Origin of the sequence: uncultured Pseudoxanthomonas sp., from assembly GCF_947498795.1 — a bacterium.
GTDB lineage: Bacteria > Pseudomonadota > Gammaproteobacteria > Xanthomonadales > Xanthomonadaceae > Pseudoxanthomonas_A.
In genome coordinates this window covers 427,739-448,099 of record NZ_CANMLQ010000001.1, presented here as the reverse complement: position 1 = coordinate 448,099, position 20,361 = coordinate 427,739, and the positions used below count along the sequence as shown (strand labels likewise).

Sequence of the window (20,361 nt, the reverse complement as noted above, 5' to 3'; positions counted from 1 at the left end):
CACCGGATCGCTGCGGGGGCCGCCCATCTAAGTCAGCCGGCCATGAGGGCCGGACTGGTGCGGGAAGCCCGCGATTATACCTCAGCCCCGGGGGGCAAGACCGCCCCGCGAACCGCCCTTCAAGTTGGCCTTCTTCAGCAGGCTCTCGTACTGGTGGGACATCAGGTGCGCCTGGATCTGCGCGATGAAGTCCATCACCACCACGACCACGATCAACAGCGAGGTTCCGCCGAAGTAGAACGAGGTGCCCAGCTGGGTGCGCATGACTTCCGGCAGCAGGCAGACCGCCACCAGGTACATCGAACCGATGGCCGTCAGCCGCGTCAGCACGCCGTCGACGTAATCGGCGGTAGCCTTGCCCGGACGGATGCCGGGAATCAGCGCGCCCGACTTCTTCAGGTTCTCCGCGGTTTCCTGCGAGTTGAACACCAGCGCCGTGTAGAAGAACGCGAAGCCGATGATCATCGCCGCGAACACGATCATGTGCAGCGGCTCGCCCGGGGCCAGCGCATTGGAGATGCGCTGCAACCACGTGGTGGCGCCGCTGTTCTGGCCGGACCACATGGCCAGCGTCGCCGGGAAGGCCAGGATGCTGGAGGCAAAGATCGGCGGAATCACGCCGGCCATGTTGAGCTTCAGCGGCAGGAACGACGTCTGGTTCATGTACGCATTGCGACCGCCCTGGCGGCGCGCGTAGTTCACCGTGATCCGCCGCTGGCCGCGTTCCACGAACACCACCAGGAACGTGAAGCCCAGCACCACCACCGCGATGATCAGCAGCGAGATGAAGCTCAGGGTGCCGTCACGGAACGCGCCGACGGTCTGGATGACTGCGCCCGGCAAGCCGGCCACGATGCCCGCGAAGATGATCAGCGAGACGCCGTTGCCGATGCCACGCTCCGTTACCTGCTCACCCAGCCACATCAGGAAGATGGTGCCGGCGGTCAACGCGACCACCGCGGTCAGAACGAAACCCATGCCCGGCGCGTACACCACCGGCATGCCGCCCGGGGCGACCTGGTTCTGCAACGCGGTGGCGATGCTGCCGCCCTGCACGACCGCCAGCAGCACCGCGCCGATGCGCGAGTACTGGGTGATCTTGCGGCGACCGGATTCGCCTTCCTTCTGCAGCGCCTTCAGGCTCGGGAAGATGTGCACGCCCAGCTGCATCACGATCGACGCCGAGATGTAGGGCATGACGTTGAGCGCGAAGATGCTGAAACGGTGCAGGGCGCCGCCCGAGAACATGTTGAACATGTCCACGATGCCGCCGCCCTGCGCCTGCATCATCGCAAGCATGGCATCGGGATTGACGCCCGGGACCGGGATGAAACAGCCGATCCGGTAGACGATCAGCGCACCCAGCACGAACAGCAGGCGCTGGCGGAGTTCGGTGAACTTGCCTGCGCCTGCCAGCGCACCGGCGGCATTACCCTGCGCCATGCGTCCGTTACTCCTGCACGCTGCCGCCGGCAGCCTCGATGGCGGCCTTGGCACCGGCCGTGGCGGCCACGCCCTTCAGCACGAACTTCTTAGTGAGTTCGCCCTTCTTGACGATCTTGGCGCGCTTGGCGGTGCTGGGGACCAGCTTGGCGGCACGCAGCGCGGCGAAGTCGATTTCGCCGGCTTCCAGCTTCTCCAGCTGGTACGAAAGCACTTCGGCGCAATCCAGCTTCAGCTTGGAGCGGAAGCCGACCTTCGGCAGACGCTTGATCAGCGGCATCTGGCCGCCTTCGAACTTCGCCTTGATCTTGCCCTTGCCCGCGCGTGCGAACGAACCCTTGTGACCACGACCCGCGGTCTTGCCCAGGCCGGAACCGATACCGCGGCCGACGCGGGTGCGTTCGGTACGGGCGCCGTCGGCGGGCTTCAGTGTGTTGAGACGCATGTTGATTACTCCTCGACCTTGACGAGGTAGTGGACCTTGGCGATCAGGCCGCGCACCTGCGGGCTGTCCTTCAGTTCACGCACATCGTTGAGCTTGTTCAGGCCCAGCGCCTTCACCGACAGGCGGTGGCGCGACTGGGAACCACGCAGGCCGCGCACCAGGCGCACCTTGACGGTCTTGTTGGACTCGTTAGCCATTGAGGAGTTCCTCCACCTTCTTGCCGCGCTTGGCCGCGATGCGGGTCGGCGACTGCATGTCGCTCAGGCCCTTCAGCGTGGCGCGAACCAGGTTGATCGGGTTGCGCGAACCGACGGCCTTCGCCAGCACGTTCTTGACGCCCACCGCTTCCAGCACAGCGCGCATGGCGCCGCCGGCGATCACGCCCGTACCTTCCGAGGCCGGCTGCATGAACACGCGGGCCGCACCGTGGCCGGCCTTCACCGGATGCCACAACGTACCGTTGTTCAGGTCGACATTCAGCATGCCCTTGCGGGCGTACTCCATCGACTTCTGGATGGCGACCGGCACTTCGCGCGCCTTGCCGTAACCGAAACCGATCTTGCCGTTGCCGTCGCCCACGACCGTCAGCGCGGTGAAGGTGAACTGGCGACCGCCCTTGACGGTCTTGCTGACGCGGTTCACCGCGACCAGCTTCTCGATCATGCCGTCGTCGACTTTCTCTTCGCGGTTGCGGTCGCGATCGCGGCCCCGCGGCTGACGTTCTTCTGCCATTGCTTGAATTCCTTGATTGATGAGGTATGTACGGCGTGGCCGCTTATGGTTGTGGTGTGAAGCGGTGGCGCAACGGTCGATGCAGAAGATCGACCGCGCCCGGCGCAGCCCGCGCCGGCAGGTCAGGACATGGGGCTGCACCCATGCCCTTCATGCTTAGAACTGCAGGCCGCCTTCGCGGGCAGCGTCGGCCAGGGCCTTGATGCGGCCGTGGTAACGGTAGCCCGAACGGTCGAATGCGATCTTCTCGATGCCCTCGGCCTTGGCGCGCTCGGCGATCACCTTGCCCACGCGGGCGGCGGCATCGCTGTTTTTGCCGTTCTTCAGGCCATCCTTCACATCGGCCTGCAGCGTATTCGCCGACGCGATGACCTTGGCGCCATCGGCGGTGAATAGCTGGGCGTAGATATGCTGGCCGGTGCGCAGCACCGACAGGCGCGGGACGCCGAGTTCGCGGATGTGCGCGCGGGTGGACTTGGCGCGGCGCAGGCGGGCGGTGTTCTTGATGCTCATGATCTGGTTCCTCGAAGCCGAAAGCCCGGTTAGGCCTTCTTCGCTTCCTTGCGGATGATGGTTTCGTCGGAGTACTTCACGCCCTTGCCCTTGTAGGGCTCCGGCGGACGGAAACCGCGGATCTTGGCGGCAACTTCGCCAACGCGCTGCTTGTCGGCACCCTGCACCAGGATTTCGGTCTGGGTCGGGGTGGCGATGGTGATGCCTTCCGGCGTCTTGAACAGGATCGGATGCGAGAAACCCAGCGACAAGTTCAGGTCCTTGCCCTGCATCGCAGCGCGGTAACCCACGCCGACCAGTTCGAGCTTGCGCTCAAAACCGTCCGACACGCCCTTGACCATGTTGGCCAGGATCGCGCGGATGGTGCCGGTGATGGCGTCGTCGGCCGGCGTGACCGGCGACAGGTTCACCGTGCCGTTGTCGACGTTCAGTTCGACACCGGCCGGCTTGGCGATGGACAGGGTGCCCTTCGGGCCCTTGACGTTGAGGGTTTCGCCCTGGGCATTCAGTTCGACGCCCTTGGGGAGATTGATCGGCTTCTTGGCTACGCGGGACATGTCTGGGCTCCTTCGCTTAGGCCACGAAGCACAGCACTTCACCACCAACGCCGGCCGCACGGGCCTGCGCATCGGTCATGATGCCCTTCGAGGTGGAGATGATGGCGACGCCGAGGCCACCGAGGACCTTGGGCAGTTCTGCCTTGCCACGGTACTGGCGCAGGCCCGAACGGGACACGCGGCTCAGCTTTTCGATGACCGGCTTGCCTTCGAAATACTTCAGGACGATCTCGAGCTCGGCCTTGTTGTTCTCGGTCTTCGTCACGCGGACGTCGCCGACATAGCCTTCCGCCTTGAGGACGTTGGCGATCGAGGTCTTGATCTTGGAGGACGGCATCTTCACCGTCGGCTTGCCCACAGCGGCGGCATTGCGAATGCGCACCAGCATGTCGGCGATGGGATCAGTCATGCTCATTAGAGTCTGCCTTATGAGTAGCACCGATATCCGCTTTCGCGAAAATCTTGCGTTGTCCCTGGAAACCCCCAGGCGGGCGGCCGGTTCCCCAGCCCTCCCCCGGCCTGGCCGCGGGAGCCGAACATTGTACAACAACAAGTCCGGCAGGTGCCGGACTTGTCCTCGGAACCGAAGGAGAGCCAGTTCTGGCTCTCCCGGCGTCCTTACCAGCTGGCCTTGCGCAGGCCCGGGACGTCACCGTTCATCGTCGCCTTGCGCAGCATGTTGCGGCCAAGGCCGAACTTGCGGTACACGCCACGCGAACGACCGGACAGCTCGCAGCGGTTGCGCTGGCGGCTCGGCGAGGAGTCGCGCGGCAGCTTCTGCAGCTTGACGACCGCATCGGCCTTTTCTTCGTACGAGGCGTTCTGGCTGGAGATGATCTTCTTCAGCGCATCGCGCTTGGCGGCGTACTGCTTGGCCAGCTTTTCCCGCTTGATGTCGCGGTTGACCATCGAGGTCTTTGCCATGATGTCGTTTTCCTAGCGAATCAGTTGCGGAACGGGAACTTGAACGCTTCGAGCAACGCCTTAGCTTCGGCGTCGTTCTTGGCGGTCGTCGTGATGGCGATATCCATGCCGCGGATCGCGTCGACGGCGTCGAAGTCGATTTCCGGGAAGATGATCTGTTCCTTCACGCCCATGTTGTAGTTGCCGCGACCGTCGAACGAACGGCCGGACACGCCACGGAAGTCGCGGACGCGAGGCAGCGAAATGCTGATCAGGCGATCCAGGAATTCGTACATCTTGGCGCGACGCAGGGTGACCTTGCAGCCGATCGGCCAGCCGTCGCGGATCTTGAACGAAGCCACCGACACGCGGGACTTGGTGGTGATCGGCTTCTGGCCGGTGATCTTGGCCAGGTCGGCCACGGCGTTTTCCAGGATCTTCTTGTTGGTCGCCGCCTCACCCACACCCATGTTGATGGTGATCTTGGTGATCTTCGGCACTTCCATCGGATTGGTGTAGCCGAACTTCTTCATCAGAGCCGGCGCCACTTCTTCCTTGTAGATTTTTTCGAGACGAGTGGTCATGTCATTCCTCAGGCGTCGAGCGCCTCACCGCTGGAGCGGAACACACGCAGTTTGCGTCCATCCTCCAGCACCTTGAAACCGATGCGCTCGCCCTTGCCCGTTGCCGGGTTGAACAGCGCGACATTGGAGATGTGGATCGAGCGCTCGCTCTCCACCACGCCACCCGCGATACCGGCCTGCGGGTTCGGCTTGGTGTGGCGCTTGACGACGTTGACGTTGGACACGACCACGCGGTCGCCATCCACACGCACCACGTCGCCCTTCTTGCCCTTGTCCTTGCCGGCGATGACGACGACCTGGTCGCCCTTCTTGATACGGTTAGCCATTTCTTTGTCCTCCGCTCAGAGCACTTCAGGCGCGAGCGAAACGATCTTCATGAACTTCTCGGAACGCAGCTCGCGGGTCACGGGCCCGAAGATACGGGTGCCGATCGGCTCCTGCTTGTTGTTCAGCAGGACCGCGGCGTTGCCATCGAAGCGGATCAGCGAACCGTCGGGGCGACGGACGCCCTTGCGGGTGCGCACGACGACCGCGTCGTAGACTTCGCCCTTCTTCACCTTGCCGCGCGGGATGGCGTCCTTGACGGTCACCTTGATGATGTCGCCGATGCCGGCGTAACGGCGCTTGGAGCCGCCCAGCACCTTGATGCACATCAGTTCCTTGGCGCCGGAGTTGTCGGCCGCGTCAAGGTAGCTCTGCATCTGGATCATGATTCAGATCTCCTTTTATTCAGCCGCGCGGGTGATGATTTCCACCACGCGCCAGTTCTTGGTCTTGGACATCGGGGCGATCTCGGTCACGCGCACCACGTCGCCTTCCTTGCAGCTGTTGTCCGCGTCGTGCGCGTGCAGCTTGGTGGAACGCTTGATGTACTTGCCGTACAGGGCGTGCTTGACCTGACGCTCCACCAGGATGGTGACCGTCTTGTCCATCTTGTTGCTGACGACGCGGCCTTCGATGGTGCGTTGCGCTTTGTCTTTGTTATCGCTCATCTTGGTCGCTCCTTACTTCTGACTGCCCAGCAGGGTCTTGACGCGAGCGATCTCGCGGCGGACCCGGCGGGTTTCATGCGTCTTCGGCAGCTGGCCGGTCACCTTCTGCATGCGCAGGGAGAATTGCTCCTTGCGCAGTTCGGTCAGGTGGGCCTTCAGTTCGTCAGCCGACTTCTCGCGGAGTTGCTTGAGTTCCATTAGCGCACCGTCCGGGTCACGAAAGTGGTGGTGACCGACAGCTTGGCCGCGGCCAGGCGGAACGCCTCGCGCGCGATGTCCTCGCTGACGCCTTCGATTTCATAGATCATGCGGCCCGGCTGGATCTGGGCGACCCAGTACTCGACGTTGCCCTTACCGGAACCCATGCGGACTTCGATGGGCTTCTTGGTGATCGGCTTGTCGGGGAACACACGGATCCACATCTTGCCGCCACGCTTCACGTAACGGCTGATGGAACGACGCGCTGCTTCGATCTGGCGCGCGGTCAGCTGACCGTGCGCCGTGGCCTTCAGGCCGTACTCGCCGAAACTGACGAGGTTGCCGCTCCAGCTCAGGCCTTCGTTCCGGCCCTTGTGCATCTTGCGGTATTTGGTTCGCTTGGGTTGCAACATGACTGATTACCTCGCGTCGCGGTCACGAGCCGGGCGCGACGGACGTTCGCTGCGCTCGGGGCGCGCGTCGTCCTGCTTCTCCTGACCCACCTGGCTGAAATCGAAGATCTCGCCCTTGTAGACCCACACCTTGATGCCGATGATGCCGTAGGTGGTCTTCGCCTCGGCAAAACCGTAATCGATGTCGGCTCGCAGCGTGTGCAGCGGCACGCGGCCTTCGCGGTACCACTCCGAACGGGCGATTTCCGCACCGTTCAAGCGGCCGGCCACGTTGACCTTGATGCCCAGGGCACCCAGGCGCATCGCGTTACCCACGGCGCGCTTCATGGCGCGGCGGAACATGATGCGGCGTTCCAGCTGCTGCGCGATCGATTCGGCCACCAGCTGGGCGTCCAGCTCGGGCTTGCGCACTTCGGTGACGTTGATGTGCGCCGGGACGCCCATCAGGTCGCTCACTTCCTTGCGCAGCTTCTCGATGTCCTCACCGCGCTTGCCGATCACCACGCCCGGACGGGCGGTGTGGATGGTCACGCGGGCGGTCTTGGCCGGACGCTCGATCAGGATCTTGGAAATGCCCGCCTGCGCCAGCTTCTTGCGAAGCATCTCGCGCACCTTGAGGTCCGCGGCGAGGTAGTCGGCGTAGTCGCGCTTGTTGGCGAACCACTTGGAATTCCAGTCCTTGGCGATGCCCAGGCGGATACCGGTCGGATGAACTTTGTGACCCATACTTATTTGCCCTCGCCCACGACCACGGTGATGTGGCTGGTGCGCTTCAGAATGCGGGTGCCACGGCCCTTGGCGCGGGCCATGAAACGCTTCAGCATCGGACCTTCGTCGACCATGATGGTCTTGACCTTCAGCTCGTCGACGTCGGCGCCCTGGTTGTTCTCGGCGTTGGCGATGGCGGACTCCACGACCTTCTTGATCAGGTGGGCAGCCTTCTTGTCCGAAAACTTCAGCAGGTTGACGGCGCGCTCGGCCGGCAGGCCACGCACCTGGTCAGCGACCAGACGGGCTTTCTGGGGGGAGATGCGCGCGGTGCGCAGGATGGCTTTCGCTTCCATGGTCATCTCTCCTTACTTCTTGCCGCCGGCTTTCTTGTCGCCACCGTGACCCTTGAAGGTACGGGTGACGGCAAACTCGCCGAGCTTGTGGCCGACCATGTTCTCGTTGACCAGCACGGGAACGTGGTTCTTGCCGTTGTGGATGGCGATCGTGAAGCCCACCATTTCCGGCAGGATCATCGAACGGCGCGACCAGGTCTTGATCGGCTTCTTGCTGCCGCCCGCGGCCTCCACCTTCTTGACGAGGTGGTGATCGACGAACGGGCCCTTCTTGAGTGAACGTGCCATGGTCGATTAGCCCCTACGATCGCGGACGATGAATTGCTGCGTGCGCTTGTTCTTGCGCGTCTTGTAACCCTTGGTCGGGACACCCCACGGGGTGACCGGATGCGGGTTGCCCTGGCCGGCCTTGGCCTCACCACCACCGTGCGGGTGGTCGACGGGGTTCATGGCCGCACCGCGGACGGTCGGCTTGACACCGCGCCAGCGCTTGGCACCGGCCTTGCCGAGCTTCTCCAGGCTGTGCTCGTCGTTGCCGACTTCGCCCACCGTGGCGCGGCACTCGACCTGCACCTTGCGCATTTCGCCGGAGCGGAGGCGCAGCGTGGCGAACCCCTGCTCGCGGGCGACCAGCTGCACGGCGGCGCCGGCGGCGCGGGCGATCTGCGCGCCCTTGCCCGGCTTCAGCTCGATGCCGTGGATCGTCGTACCGACCGGGATGTTGCGCAGCGGCAGCGTGTTGCCGGCCTTGATCGGCGCATCGCTGCCGGCGATGACCTGGTCACCGGCCTTCAGGCCCTTCGGGGCGATGATGTAGCGACGCTCGCCATCGACGTAGCACAGCAGCGCGATGTGCGCGGTGCGGTTCGGATCGTATTCGATCCGCTCCACGCGCGCGGGGATGCCTTCCTTGTCGCGCTTGAAGTCGATGAGACGATAGTGCTGCTTGTGGCCACCACCGATATGACGGGTGGTGATGCGACCGTGGTGGTTGCGACCGCCGGACTTGCTCTGCTTCTCGAGCAGCGCAGCATGCGGAGCACCCTTGTGCAGGTCGGGCGTCACCACGCGGACCGCCGAACGGCGACCGGGAGAGGTGGGTTTGAATTTCATCAATGGCATGTGGATCTACCTCAGGCCTTGGCCGACACGTCGATGGCCTGGCCGTCGGCCAGACGCACGTACGCCTTGCGCCAGTCGCCGCGGCGGCCGGCGCGGTTACGGAAGGACTTGTTCTTGCCCTTGACGTTGACCACGTTGACCGTCTCGACCTTGACGTCGAACAGCTGCTCGACCGCGGCCTTCACATCGGCCTTGGTGGCATCGTTCGAGACTTCGAAGACGTATTGATTGGAGAGTTCCTGCAGGCGCACGGTCTTTTCGGAGACGCGCGGAGCACGCAGCACGGCAAAAATCTTTTCGTTGCTGATCATGCCAGCCACTCCTCGATCTTCTTGATGGCGTCGGCCGTGATCAACACGGAGTCGGCACCGACCAGCGCCGCCGGATCCAGGCCCTGCACGTCGCGCACTTCCACGTAGGGAAGGTTGCGGGCGGACAGGTAAAGGTGCTCGGAAGCATCTTCGGTGACGATCAGCGGACGCTTGCCCAGCTCGAAGCCCTTCAGCTTCTCGACCAGGGCGCTGGTCTTGGTGGCGTCCACGTCGAACGCTTCCACGACCTTCAGGCGGTTCTGGCGGTTGAGCTCGGACAGGATCGAGCTGATGGCCGCACGGTACATCTTGCGGTTGACCTTCTGCGCGAAGCTGCGCGGCTTGGCCGCGAAAGTCACGCCGCCGCCCACGAAGATCGGCGCGGTCAGGGCGCCGTGACGGGCACCGCCGCCCTTCTGCTTCTTGGACTTCTTGGTGGTGCCGTTCACTTCGGCGCGCGTCTTCTGCGCCTTGGTGCCGGCACGACCGGCGTTGCGGTAGGCAACGACGACCTGGTGGACCAGATCCTCGCTGAATTCACGGCCGAACACGTCGTCGGAGACCGACAGCTTGTTGGCGCTACCTGTAATGGCTAGTTCCATGGTCGTTCTCCTCAACCCTTGCTTGCCGGACGCACGATCACGTCACCACCCGGCGCACCCGGCACGGCGCCGCGAACGGCGATCAGGCCGCGCTCGGCGTCCACGCGGACGACTTCCAGGTTCTGCGTGCTCTGCTGCACGGCACCCATGTGGCCGGACATTTTCTTGCCCGGGAACACTCGGCCCGGCGTCTGGCGCTGACCCAGCGAACCCGGCGCGCGATGCGACAGCGAGTTACCGTGGGTGGCGTCGCCCATGCGGAAGTTCCAGCGCTTGATGGTGCCCTGGAAGCCCTTGCCCTTGGTGACACCCTGGACGTCGACGATCTGGCCGACTTCGAAGATGTCGGCCTTGATCTCGCCGCCGACGGTGAAGTCGCCCAGCTTGTCGGCTTCCACGCGCAATTCCCAGAGGCCGCGACCGGCTTCGACCTTGGCCTTGGCCAGGTGACCGGCAACAGGCTTGGTGACGAGCGAGGCGCGGCGGGTACCGACGGCAACCTGCACGGCGCTGTAGCCGTCGGTTTCCGGGGTCTTGATCTGGGTGATGCGGTTCGGGGTTGCTTCGATCAGCGTCACCGGGATGGACTTGCCATCTTCGGTGAACACGCGGGTCATGCCAGCCTTGCGGCCGACGAGACCCAACGAATATTTCTTCGCGGTCATGGTCGTGGGCCTCAGGTCAACTTGATCTGCACGTCGACGCCAGCCGCGAGTTCGAGCTTCATCAGCGCGTCCACGGTCTTGTCGTTCGGGTCGACGATGTCGAGCACACGCTTGTGCGTGCGGGTTTCGTACTGGTCACGCGCGTCCTTGTCGACGTGCGGGGAAACCAGGATGGTGTAGCGCTCGATCTTGGTCGGCAGCGGGATCGGGCCGCGCACTTGCGCGCCGGTCCGCTTGGCTGTCTCGACGATCTCGCTGGCCGAGCGGTCGATCAGACGATGATCGTACGCCTTGAGCCGGATTCGGATCTTTTGGTCCGCCATGACGGTGTTCCTTCGTTAAAGAGCGACGGGCGCGGCCTCTGGGATGCCTTGCCCCGGTTAGTCCAAGCTGTTCCAGTTCCCCGCCGGCCGCGTGGACTCCACGGTCGGATAGCGCCGGAATCGGCTGGGGATCTTCCTGAAAAACTAGGCAGGCCGGTAAACCGGCCCGCCCAGACATGAAAGTATAGGACGCGTGACAGACCCCGTCAACCACCGGGGCACCCCGCCTCGGCCCGAGGGCCGGCAGGAAGGCACGCGACACTCCGTGTCTGGCGAACACGAGGCGCTTCCTGCACCTCTTTTCGCGGTAGAACCAGCGGCCTCCCAGGGGGCGCTGGCGGATCATGCGAGTCCTGTCGGGCCAGGAAGCCTTCAAGGGGCGCGCATCATAACGCAGGTTCTGCTGTTTTGCAGCATCCATCGCGCGAAACGAATGGATTTCTGCAAAAAAGAGGCGGACCGAGGTTCCGGTCCGCCCTTGTCGCTTCATCAGGCGCTGGATCCCCGCCTGCGCGGGGATGACGGCCCGAGGAAGCCGGACGGGCTGGCCCGTCCGGATCAGGACGTCACTTGATGATCTTGGCCACCACGCCGGCGCCGACCGTACGGCCGCCTTCGCGGATCGCGAAACGCAGGCCTTCGTCCATCGCCACCGGGTTGATCAGGGTGACCACCATCTTGATGTTGTCGCCCGGCATGACCATTTCCACGCCTTCCGGCAGCGTCACCGCACCGGTGATGTCGGTCGTGCGGAAGTAGAACTGCGGACGGTAGCCCTTGAAGAACGGGGTGTGACGGCCGCCTTCGTCCTTGCTCAGCACGTAGACTTCGGCTTCGAACTCGGTGTGCGGGGTGATCGAACCCGGCTTGGCCAGCACCTGGCCACGCTCCACGTCGTCACGCTTGGTGCCGCGCAGCAGCAGACCGGCGTTGTCGCCCGCCTGGCCCTGGTCCAGCAGCTTGCGGAACATTTCCACGCCCGTGACCGTGGTCTTCTGGGTCGGACGGATACCGACGATCTCGATTTCCTCGCCCACCTTGATCACGCCGCGCTCGATACGGCCGGTCACCACGGTGCCGCGGCCCGAGATCGAGAACACGTCTTCCACCGGCATCAGGAACGGCTTGTCGACGTCACGCTCCGGGGTCGGGATCCAGGTGTCCAGCGCATCGACCAGCTTCAGGATCGCCGGCACGCCGATCTCGCTCTGGTCGCCTTCCAGCGCCAGGCGGGCCGAGCCCGAGATGATCGGGGTATCGTCGCCCGGGAACTCGTACTTGCTCAGCAGTTCGCGGACTTCCATCTCCACCAGCTCCAGCAGCTCGGCGTCGTCCACCATGTCGGCCTTGTTCAGGAACACGACGATGTACGGCACGCCCACCTGGCGCGACAGCAGGATGTGCTCACGCGTCTGCGGCATCGGGCCGTCGGCGGCCGAGCACACCAGGATCGCGCCGTCCATCTGGGCCGCACCGGTGATCATGTTCTTCACGTAGTCGGCGTGGCCCGGGCAATCCACGTGCGCGTAGTGGCGCGAAGCGGATTCATATTCCACGTGCGCCGTCGAGATCGTGATGCCGCGCGCCTTCTCTTCCGGCGCCGCGTCGATCGCGTCATAGGCCTTGAACTCGCCACCGAAACGCTCCGCGCCGATCTTCGTCAGCGCCGCCGTCAGCGTCGTCTTGCCGTGGTCAACGTGACCAATCGTGCCCACGTTCACGTGGGGCTTGGTGCGTTCGAACTTACCCTTTGCCATTGTCTTCTACCTTGTTATGCGTGATTCGTGACGGGAATGCAGGGTATCGCGACCGCGACACCCTGCCCCATTGCTCAGTTCTTCTTGACGACCGCGTCGGCGATGTTGGCCGGCGCTTCCGCGTAGTGGTCGAACTCCATCGAGAACGTCGCGCGACCCTGCGACATCGAACGCAGCGTGGTGGCGTAGCCGAACATTTCGCCCAGCGGCACCATCGCAGCGATCACCTTGCCGGACGGACTGTCGTCCTGGCCCTGCAGGATGCCGCGACGACGGCTCACGTCGCCCATCACGTCGCCCAGATAATCTTCCGGGGTGACGATCTCGACCTTCATCATCGGTTCCAGCAGGACCGGCTGGGCCTTGCTGAAAGCTTCCTTGAACGCCATCGAGCCAGCGACCTTGAACGCCATTTCATTGGAGTCGACGTCATGGAACGAACCGTCAACCGCCTTGATGGCGATGTCGACCACCGGGAAGCCGGCCAGCGGGCCGCTCTTCATGGCGTCTTCAATGCCCTTGCCCGCAGCAGCGACGTATTCCTTCGGCACCACGCCACCGACGATCGCGCTCTCGTACGAGAAGCCCACACCGCGCTCGACCGGCGACATTTCGATGACGATGTGGCCGTACTGGCCGCGACCGCCCGACTGACGCACGAACTTGCCGTCCTGCTTGACCGACTTGCGGATCGTCTCGCGGTACGCCACCTGCGGCTTGCCGACGTTGGCTTCCACGTTAAACTCGCGCTTCATGCGGTCCACCAGGATTTCCAGGTGCAGCTCGCCCATGCCCGAGATGATCGTCTGACCAGATTCTTCGTCCGTCTTGACGCGGAACGAGGGATCTTCCTGCGCCAGGCGGCCGAGGGCCAGACCCATCTTCTCCTGGTCGGACTTGGTCTTCGGCTCCACCGCCATCGAGATGACGGGCTCCGGGAACACCATGCGCTCCAGGGTGATGATGTGGTCGAGCGAGCACAGCGTGTCACCCGTGGTGACGTCCTTCAGGCCGACCGCTGCGGCGATGTCGCCCGCGCGCACTTCCTTGATCTCGTCGCGCTGGTTGGAGTGCATCTGCAGGATGCGACCCACGCGCTCCTTCTTCGACTTGACCGGGTTGTACACGGCGTCGCCGGAGTTCAGCACGCCCGAGTAGACGCGGAAGAACGTCAGCGAACCCACGAACGGGTCCGTCATGATCTTGAACGCCAGCGCCGAGAACGGCTCGTTGTCGCCCGCCTTGCGGCTGTCTTCCTTCTCGTTCTCGTCGATGCCCTGGACCGGCGGACGATCGGTCGGCGACGGCAGCAGCTGGATCACGCCGTCGAGCATGGCCTGCACGCCCTTGTTCTTGAACGCGGAGCCGCAGTAGACCGGAATCACTTCCACCTTCAGCGTGCGCTCGCGTAGGCCGGCGATGATCTCGGCTTCGGACAGATCGCCCTCGTTGAGGTACTTGTCCATCAGCTCTTCGCTGGCTTCGGCAGCCGCTTCGACCATGAAGGCGCGATCCGTCGCCGCCTTGTCGGCCAGCTCGGCGGGAATGTCGCGGTACTCGAACTTGGTGCCCTGGGAAGCGACATCCCAATGGATGTACTTCATCTTCAGCAGGTCGATGACGCCCTCGAAGCCGTCTTCGGCGCCGACCGGCACCTGCATCGGCACCGGGTACGCGCCCAGGCGGGTCTTCAGCTGGTCGACGACCTTGAAGAAGTCAGCACCGGTACGGTCCATCTTGTTGACGAACGCAAGACGCGGCACGGCGTACTTGTTGGCCTGGCGCCACACGGTCTCGGACTGCGGCTGCACGCCGCCAACGGCGCACAGCACGAACACCGCGCCGTCGAGCACGCGCAGCGAACGCTCGACTTCGATGGTGAAGTCGACGTGGCCGGGGGTATCGATGATGTTGAAGCGGTGCTGCGGCAGGGACTTGTCCATGCCGGTCCAGAACGCCGTGGTGGCGGCGGACGTGATCGTGATGCCGCGCTCCTGCTCCTGCTCCATCCAGTCCATGGTCGCGGCACCGTCGTGCACTTCACCGATCTTGTGGCTGACGCCGGTGTAGAACAGGATGCGCTCGGACGTGGTGGTCTTGCCGGCGTCGATGTGCGCCATGATGCCGAAATTGCGGTAACGCTCGATGGGAGTGGTGCGAGCCACGACAGTCTCTCTTTTCTGATGGAGGGCCGGCGGGATGCCTGGGCCTTCCGTGGAGGGCGGATCTTCAGATGGCCGAATGCCGCCTTTCGGCGGCCTTCGGGGCGGGGCGCCAAACTGCGCCCCAGGGACACCTAGATGGTGTCGGAGGCCCCTGCATGCAAGGGCCCCGAGGCCGTTACCAGCGGTAGTGTGCGAACGCCTTGTTCGCTTCCGCCATGCGGTGGGTCTCTTCACGCTTCTTGATGGCGCCGCCGCGGTTCTCGGAGGCATCCAGCAGTTCGGCAGCCAGCTTGCGCGGCATGGTGTTCTCGCCGCGCTTGCGCGCGGATTCGATCAGCCAGCGCATCGCCAGCGCCATGCGGCGCGACGAACGCACTTCGACCGGCACCTGGTAAGTGGCGCCGCCGACGCGGCGCGACTTCACTTCGACGGCCGGCGAGACGTTATCCAGCGCCTTCTCGACCAGCTCGAGGGCGTTGGGGTTCTTTTCGCCGATGACGTCCATGGCGCCGTACACGATCTTTTCGGCGACCGACTTCTTGCCGCTCAGCATCACCATGTTGATGAAGCGGGCAATCGTCTGGCTGCCGTGCTTGGGGTCCGGCAGGATTTCACGTTGGGGGGCAGAGCCTTTGCGCGACATGATTCTTTTTCCTTAAGCCTTGGGACGCTTGGCGCCGTACTTCGAACGGCCCTGGCGGCGCTTGGCGACGCCGGAGGCGTCGAGCGAGCCGCGCACGGTGTGGTAGCGCACGCCCGGCAGATCCTTGACGCGGCCGCCGCGCACGAGCACCACGGAGTGCTCCTGCAGGTTGTGGCCCTCACCGCCGATGTAGCTGATGATTTCTTCCTGGTTGGTCAGGCGTACCTTGGCGACCTTGCGAAGCGCCGAGTTGGGCTTCTTCGGGGTCGTCGTGTAGACGCGGGTGCACACGCCGCGACGCTGCGGGCAGTTGTCCAGCGCGGGCGACTGGCTCTTGTACGTGGGTGCCTGCCGCGGCTTGCGGACCAGCTGATTGACGGTTGCCATAGTGGATTCTTCGTGTGAAGGCCGGAGCCTTGTTTGACATGAAAACGAAGGCAGGCCGCAAGACGGCCCACCTAGACGGAAAAGTATAGCCGGCCACCCGCCCGACCGTCAACGCGACGGAGGTGGGTGCCTGCCAACTGACTGCGATCCCGCCCTTCCTGGGCCGAAAACGAGGCGCTTCCTGCGCCTCTTTTCGTGGTCTGGGACGGCCCGGAGGCCGTCAGGTAGTACGGTTTAGCTGGCGCTGGACTCCTCGCCGGCGTCGTCGGTGGTGGTCGCCACGACTGCAGGAGCAGCCTCGGCGACGCCGCCCGACAGGGCGTTCACTTCCGCCTCGGTCAGGCCCGACGCATTGCGACGGCGCTGGTTGTGGTACGCCAGGCCGGTACCCGCCGGGATGAGGCGGCCGACGATGACGTTTTCCTTCAGGCCACGCAGCGTGTCGCGGGTGCCGCGGACGGCCGCCTCGGTCAGCACGCGCGTGGTCTCCTGGAACGAGGCCGCGGAGATGAACGACTCCGTCGCCAGCGAGGCCTTGGTGATGCCCAGCAGGACCGGGTCGTACTTCGCGGGCAGCTCGTTGCGGGCCAGCAGCTTCGCGTTCTCTTCGATGAAGCGCTGCTTCTCGACCTGCTCGCCGGCGAGGAACTTGCTGTTGCCGGCATCGGTGATCTCGACCTTGCGCAGCATCTGGCGGGTGATCACCTCGATGTGCTTGTCGTTGATCTTCACGCCCTGCAGGCGATAGACGTCCTGGATTTCCTTGACCAGGTAGGCCGCCAGCGGTTCGACGCCCAGCAGGCGCAGGATGTCCTGCGGGCTCGGCTCGCCGTCCACGATGGTTTCGCCCTTGGCCACGTGCTCGCCTTCGAACACGATGATCTGGCGGAACTTCGGGATCAGTTCCTCGTGCTCCGAACCATCGGTGTCCTTGATGATCAGGCGCTGCTTGCCCTTGGTGTCCTTGCCGAAGCTGATGACGCCGGAGCGCTCGGCCAGGATGGCCGGGTCCTTCGGCTTGCGGGCTTCGAACAGGTCGGCCACGCGCGGCAGACCACCGGTGATGTCGCGGGTCTTGGACGCTTCCTGCGGCACCTTGGTGACCACGTCGCCCACGCCGACGGGAGCGCCGTCCTGCAGGTTGACGATCGAGCGCGGCGGCAGCAGGTACTGCGCCGGCAGGTCGGTCCCGGGGATGCTGAGGTCCTTGCCGTCCTTATCCACGATGCGGACGATCGGACGCAGGTCCTTGCCCTGCGAACCACGGCGCTTCGGATCGGTGATCTCGCGCGACGCCAGGCCGGTCAGGTCGTCGGTCTTCTCGATGACGGTGACGCCATCGACGAAGTCCACGAAGCGCACGAAGCCGGCCACTTCCGACACGATCGGGTGGTTGTGCGGATCCCAGTTCGCCACGGCCTGGCCGGCGGTGATCTGCGCGCCGTCCTTGACGTTGATGGTGGCGCCGTAGGGCAGCTTGTAACGCTCGCGCTCGCGGCCATGGCCATCGAGCACCGACAGCTCGCCCGAACGCGAGACCGCGACCAGGCTGCCGTTCGCGTGTTCGACGAACTTCAGGTTGTTGAACTTGATGGAACCGGTGGTCTTGACCGTGATGTTGTCCACGGCTGCCGCACGCGATGCCGCACCACCGATGTGGAACGTACGCATGGTCAGCTGCGTGCCGGGCTCACCGATCGACTGCGCGGCGATGACGCCGACCGCTTCGCCGATGTTGACGATGTGGCCACGGGCCAGGTCGCGACCGTAGCAGTGCGCACAGACGCCGAACTCGGATTCGCAGGTGATGGTGGAACGCACCTTCAGGGACTGCACGCCGGCATCTTCCAGCTTCTGCACCCAGGCTTCGTCCAGCAGCGTGTTGCGGGTGACGATGGGGTCCTCGTCGTTGCCGGGCAGGAACACGTCCTCGGCCACGATGCGGCCCAGCACGCGGTCGCGCAGCGGCTCGACCACGTCGCCGCCTTCCACGATCGGGGTCATGGTCAGGCCTTCCTGCGTGCCGCAATCGACCTCCGTGATCACCACGTCCTGCGCCACGTCGACCAGGCGACGGGTCAGGTAACCGGAGTTCGCCGTCTTCAGCGCGGTATCGGCCAGACCCTTGCGGGCACCGTGCGTGGAGTTGAAGTACTCCTGCACGTTCAGGCCTTCACGGAAGTTCGCCTTGATGGGCGTCTCGATGATCGAGCCGTCGGGACGGGCCATCAGGCCGCGCATGCCGGCCAGCTGGCGGATCTGCGCCTGGCTACCACGGGCACCGGAGTCGGCCATGATGTAGAGCGAGTTCATCGACTTTTCGTTGATGGTCTCGCCCTTGGCGTTCTTCACCTTGTCGGTACCGATGGTGTCCATCATCGCCTTGGCGATGCGCTCGTTGGTGCGCGACCAGATGTCGACCACCTTGTTGTAGCGCTCGCCGGCGGTGACCAGGCCGCTCTGGTACTGCTCCTGGATTTCCAGCACTTCCTGCTCGGCTTCGCCCAGGATGCCCTTCTTCTCGGCCGGGATCAGCATGTCGTCGATGCCGATCGAGACGCCGGCGCGCGTCGCGTACGCGAAACCGGTGTACATCAGCTTGTCGGCGAACACGACGGTGTCCTTCAGGCCCAGCATGCGGTAGCTGGAGTTGATCAGGCGGCTGATGGCCTTCTTGTTCAACTCGGTGTTGACCAGGGCGAACGGCAGGCCTTCCGGCAGGATCTCGGCCAGCAGCGCGCGACCGATCGTGGTGTCCACGATGCTGGTCTGCTGGCTGCGACCGCCCTCCTCGTCGATCACGGTACCGCTGATGCGGACCTTGACCTTCGCGTGCAGCTCGACGGCGCGGTTGTCGTAGGCGCGCTTGACCTCGGCGATGTTCGCGAAGGCCATGCCCTCGCCCTTCTTGTTCTCCAGCGCGCGGGTCATGTAGTACAGGCCCAGCACCACGTCCTGCGACGGCACGATGATCGGCTCGCCGTTGGCGGGCGACAGGATGTTGTTGGACGACATCATCAGCGCGCGCGCTTCCAGCTGGGCTTCCAGCGATAGCGGCACGTGGACGGCCATCTGGTCACCGTCGAAGTCGGCGTTGAACGCGGTGCAGACCAGCGGATGCAGCTGGATGGCCTTGCCTTCGATCAGCACAGGCTCGAACGCCTGGATGCCCAGGCGGTGCAGCGTCGGCGCGCGGTTCAGCAGCACCGGGTGCTCGCGGATGACTTCTTCCAGGATGTCCCAGACGTCGGCTTCCTCGCGCTCGACCAGCTTCTTGGCGGCCTTGATGGTGGTGGCCAGGCCGCGACGCTGCAGCTTGGCGAACACGAACGGCTTGAACAGCTCCAGCGCCATCTTCTTCGGCAGGCCGCACTCGTGCAGGCGCAGGGTGGGACCGACCACGATGACCGAACGGCCGGAGTAGTCGACGCGCTTGCCGAGCAGGTTCTGGCGGAAGCGGCCCTGCTTGCCCTTGATCATGTCGGCCAGCGACTTGAGCGGACGCTTGTTGGTGCCGGTGATGGCGCGGCCGCGACGGCCGTTGTCCATCAGGGCGTCAACCGACTCCTGCAGCATGCGCTTTTCGTTGCGCACGATGATGTCCGGAGCGTTGAGCTCCAGCAGGCGGCGCAGGCGGTTGTTGCGGTTGATGACGCGACGGTACAGGTCGTTGAGGTCGGAGGTCGCGAAGCGGCCACCGTCCAGCGGCACCAGCGGACGCAGGTCCGGCGGCAGCACCGGCAACACGGTCATGACCATCCATTCCGGACGGTTGCCCGACTCCAGGAACGCTTCCATCAGCTTGATGCGCTTGGTGAGGCGCTTCAGCTTGGTTTCCGAACCGGTGCTGGCGATGTCCTCGCGCAGGTTCACCATCTCGGCCTGCAGGTCGATGGTGCGCAGCAGGTCGTAGACGGCTTCGGCACCCATGGCGGCGTCGAAGTCATCGCCATGCTCCTGGCGCGCCTGCATGAACTGTTCTTCGGTCAGCAGCTGGCGGCGCTCGAGCGAGGTCAGGCCCGGCTCGGTGACGACGTAGGCTTCGAAGTACAGCACGCGCTCGATGTCGCGCAGCGTCATGTCCAGCATCAGGCCGATGCGCGACGGCAGCGACTTCAGGAACCAGATGTGCGCGACCGGGCTGGCCAGGTCGATGTGGCCCATGCGCTCGCGGCGCACCTTGGCCAGCGTCACTTCCGTGCCGCACTTCTCGCAGACGACGCCGCGGTGCTTCATGCGCTTGTACTTGCCGCACAGGCACTCGTAGTCCTTGATCGGGCCGAAGATGGCAGAGCAGAACAGGCCGTCGCGTTCCGGCTTGAAGGTACGGTAGTTGATGGTTTCCGGCTTCTTCACTTCGCCGAAGGACCACGAGCGGATCAGGTCCGGCGAGGCCAGCGCGATCTTGATCGCGTCGAAGTCCAGCGTCTGGCGCTGCTGGTTGAAGAGGTTGAGCAGGTCTTTCATTTTGTTTCTCCGTCAGGAGGAAGCTTTGTCGATGGCGGGTTGACCGGGGACGAACGGCGCGGGCGGCAGGTCAGT

27 protein-coding genes are annotated in these 20,361 nt (G+C 64.4%); all 27 read right to left on the bottom strand.

What is annotated here, in order from left to right; genetic code table 11:
- Window positions 1-81 precede the first annotated feature (81 nt).
- Entirely contained in the window at window positions 82-1,443 is a 1,362-nt protein-coding gene (gene secY, locus Q0907_RS02155) for a preprotein translocase subunit SecY (RefSeq protein WP_296279028.1), read from the bottom strand.
- A gap of 7 nt (window positions 1,444-1,450) precedes the next feature.
- Window positions 1,451-1,894 carry a 50S ribosomal protein L15 gene (rplO, locus tag Q0907_RS02150; RefSeq protein WP_082563251.1) on the bottom strand — a complete coding sequence of 148 codons (444 nt, stop codon included), beginning with the start codon at window positions 1,892-1,894 and terminating at the stop codon, window positions 1,451-1,453.
- Window positions 1,894-2,085, bottom strand: a complete 192-nt coding sequence (gene rpmD / locus Q0907_RS02145) for a 50S ribosomal protein L30 (RefSeq protein WP_055941302.1) — start codon at window positions 2,083-2,085, stop codon at window positions 1,894-1,896. Before rpmD ends, rplO begins: the two co-directional genes overlap by 1 nt.
- Window positions 2,078-2,620, bottom strand: coding sequence for a 30S ribosomal protein S5 (gene rpsE, locus Q0907_RS02140; protein ID WP_055941300.1), 543 nt, complete (start codon window positions 2,618-2,620; stop codon window positions 2,078-2,080). The genes rpmD and rpsE overlap by 8 nt, the downstream gene beginning before the upstream one ends.
- Before the next feature lie 156 nt (window positions 2,621-2,776).
- On the bottom strand, window positions 2,777-3,133 hold the full coding sequence (rplR, locus tag Q0907_RS02135) for a 50S ribosomal protein L18 (RefSeq protein WP_299341022.1): 357 nt from the start codon (window positions 3,131-3,133) through the stop codon (window positions 2,777-2,779).
- A gap of 29 nt (window positions 3,134-3,162) precedes the next feature.
- Entirely contained in the window at window positions 3,163-3,690 is a 528-nt protein-coding gene (gene rplF / locus Q0907_RS02130) for a 50S ribosomal protein L6 (RefSeq protein WP_192201780.1), read from the bottom strand.
- A 16-nt stretch (window positions 3,691-3,706) separates the two neighbouring features.
- The gene (rpsH, locus tag Q0907_RS02125; protein WP_093296356.1) at window positions 3,707-4,105 is read right to left on the bottom strand and encodes a 30S ribosomal protein S8; all 399 of its coding nucleotides are present in this window, start codon (window positions 4,103-4,105) and stop codon (window positions 3,707-3,709) included.
- A gap of 203 nt (window positions 4,106-4,308) precedes the next feature.
- Window positions 4,309-4,614, bottom strand: coding sequence for a 30S ribosomal protein S14 (rpsN, locus tag Q0907_RS02120; RefSeq protein ID WP_062352415.1), 306 nt, complete (start codon window positions 4,612-4,614; stop codon window positions 4,309-4,311).
- A 20-nt stretch (window positions 4,615-4,634) separates the two neighbouring features.
- Window positions 4,635-5,177, bottom strand: coding sequence for a 50S ribosomal protein L5 (rplE, locus tag Q0907_RS02115; protein WP_055941290.1), 543 nt, complete (start codon window positions 5,175-5,177; stop codon window positions 4,635-4,637).
- An 8-nt stretch (window positions 5,178-5,185) separates the two neighbouring features.
- The gene (rplX, locus tag Q0907_RS02110) at window positions 5,186-5,503 is read right to left on the bottom strand and encodes a 50S ribosomal protein L24 (protein ID WP_299341016.1); all 318 of its coding nucleotides are present in this window, start codon (window positions 5,501-5,503) and stop codon (window positions 5,186-5,188) included.
- A 15-nt stretch (window positions 5,504-5,518) separates the two neighbouring features.
- Window positions 5,519-5,887, bottom strand: coding sequence for a 50S ribosomal protein L14 (rplN, locus tag Q0907_RS02105; RefSeq protein WP_013535986.1), 369 nt, complete (start codon window positions 5,885-5,887; stop codon window positions 5,519-5,521).
- Window positions 5,888-5,902: 15 nt separating this feature from the next.
- Entirely contained in the window at window positions 5,903-6,169 is a 267-nt protein-coding gene (gene rpsQ / locus Q0907_RS02100; protein WP_055941286.1) for a 30S ribosomal protein S17, read from the bottom strand.
- 12 nt (window positions 6,170-6,181) lie between these two features.
- Window positions 6,182-6,367, bottom strand: a complete 186-nt coding sequence (gene rpmC, locus Q0907_RS02095; RefSeq protein ID WP_055941284.1) for a 50S ribosomal protein L29 — start codon at window positions 6,365-6,367, stop codon at window positions 6,182-6,184.
- On the bottom strand, window positions 6,367-6,780 hold the full coding sequence (gene rplP, locus Q0907_RS02090; protein ID WP_055941282.1) for a 50S ribosomal protein L16: 414 nt from the start codon (window positions 6,778-6,780) through the stop codon (window positions 6,367-6,369). The genes rpmC and rplP overlap by 1 nt, the downstream gene beginning before the upstream one ends.
- 6 nt (window positions 6,781-6,786) lie before the next feature.
- A complete protein-coding gene (gene rpsC / locus Q0907_RS02085) occupies window positions 6,787-7,506 on the bottom strand; it encodes a 30S ribosomal protein S3 (RefSeq protein ID WP_056878821.1) in 720 nt (239 codons plus the stop codon).
- 2 nt (window positions 7,507-7,508) lie between these two features.
- Window positions 7,509-7,844: a 50S ribosomal protein L22 gene (gene rplV / locus Q0907_RS02080; RefSeq protein ID WP_055943295.1), complete on the bottom strand. Its 336-nt coding sequence runs from the start codon at window positions 7,842-7,844 to the stop codon at window positions 7,509-7,511.
- 12 nt (window positions 7,845-7,856) lie between these two features.
- The gene (rpsS, locus tag Q0907_RS02075) at window positions 7,857-8,132 is read right to left on the bottom strand and encodes a 30S ribosomal protein S19 (RefSeq protein WP_055941277.1); all 276 of its coding nucleotides are present in this window, start codon (window positions 8,130-8,132) and stop codon (window positions 7,857-7,859) included.
- A 6-nt stretch (window positions 8,133-8,138) separates the two neighbouring features.
- A complete protein-coding gene (gene rplB / locus Q0907_RS02070; protein WP_056878819.1) occupies window positions 8,139-8,966 on the bottom strand; it encodes a 50S ribosomal protein L2 in 828 nt (275 codons plus the stop codon).
- 11 nt (window positions 8,967-8,977) lie between these two features.
- A complete protein-coding gene (gene rplW, locus Q0907_RS02065; RefSeq protein WP_055941273.1) occupies window positions 8,978-9,277 on the bottom strand; it encodes a 50S ribosomal protein L23 in 300 nt (99 codons plus the stop codon).
- Entirely contained in the window at window positions 9,274-9,879 is a 606-nt protein-coding gene (gene rplD, locus Q0907_RS02060; protein WP_296279009.1) for a 50S ribosomal protein L4, read from the bottom strand. The genes rplW and rplD overlap by 4 nt, the downstream gene beginning before the upstream one ends.
- An 11-nt stretch (window positions 9,880-9,890) precedes the next feature.
- A complete protein-coding gene (gene rplC, locus Q0907_RS02055; RefSeq protein WP_245087928.1) occupies window positions 9,891-10,544 on the bottom strand; it encodes a 50S ribosomal protein L3 in 654 nt (217 codons plus the stop codon).
- Between the two features lie 11 nt (window positions 10,545-10,555).
- Window positions 10,556-10,867, bottom strand: a complete 312-nt coding sequence (gene rpsJ, locus Q0907_RS02050) for a 30S ribosomal protein S10 (protein ID WP_027070119.1) — start codon at window positions 10,865-10,867, stop codon at window positions 10,556-10,558.
- A gap of 566 nt (window positions 10,868-11,433) precedes the next feature.
- The gene (tuf, locus tag Q0907_RS02045; protein WP_192272445.1) at window positions 11,434-12,624 is read right to left on the bottom strand and encodes an elongation factor Tu; all 1,191 of its coding nucleotides are present in this window, start codon (window positions 12,622-12,624) and stop codon (window positions 11,434-11,436) included.
- A 74-nt stretch (window positions 12,625-12,698) separates the two neighbouring features.
- A complete protein-coding gene (gene fusA, locus Q0907_RS02040) occupies window positions 12,699-14,789 on the bottom strand; it encodes an elongation factor G (RefSeq protein WP_192310115.1) in 2,091 nt (696 codons plus the stop codon).
- Between the two features lie 175 nt (window positions 14,790-14,964).
- Entirely contained in the window at window positions 14,965-15,432 is a 468-nt protein-coding gene (rpsG, locus tag Q0907_RS02035; RefSeq protein WP_055945227.1) for a 30S ribosomal protein S7, read from the bottom strand.
- A 12-nt stretch (window positions 15,433-15,444) separates the two neighbouring features.
- Window positions 15,445-15,819 carry a 30S ribosomal protein S12 gene (rpsL, locus tag Q0907_RS02030; RefSeq protein WP_055945224.1) on the bottom strand — a complete coding sequence of 125 codons (375 nt, stop codon included), beginning with the start codon at window positions 15,817-15,819 and terminating at the stop codon, window positions 15,445-15,447.
- 234 nt (window positions 15,820-16,053) lie between these two features.
- Window positions 16,054-20,286 carry a DNA-directed RNA polymerase subunit beta' gene (gene rpoC, locus Q0907_RS02025; protein WP_296282924.1) on the bottom strand — a complete coding sequence of 1,411 codons (4,233 nt, stop codon included), beginning with the start codon at window positions 20,284-20,286 and terminating at the stop codon, window positions 16,054-16,056.
- Window positions 20,287-20,361: the final 75 nt, after the last annotated feature.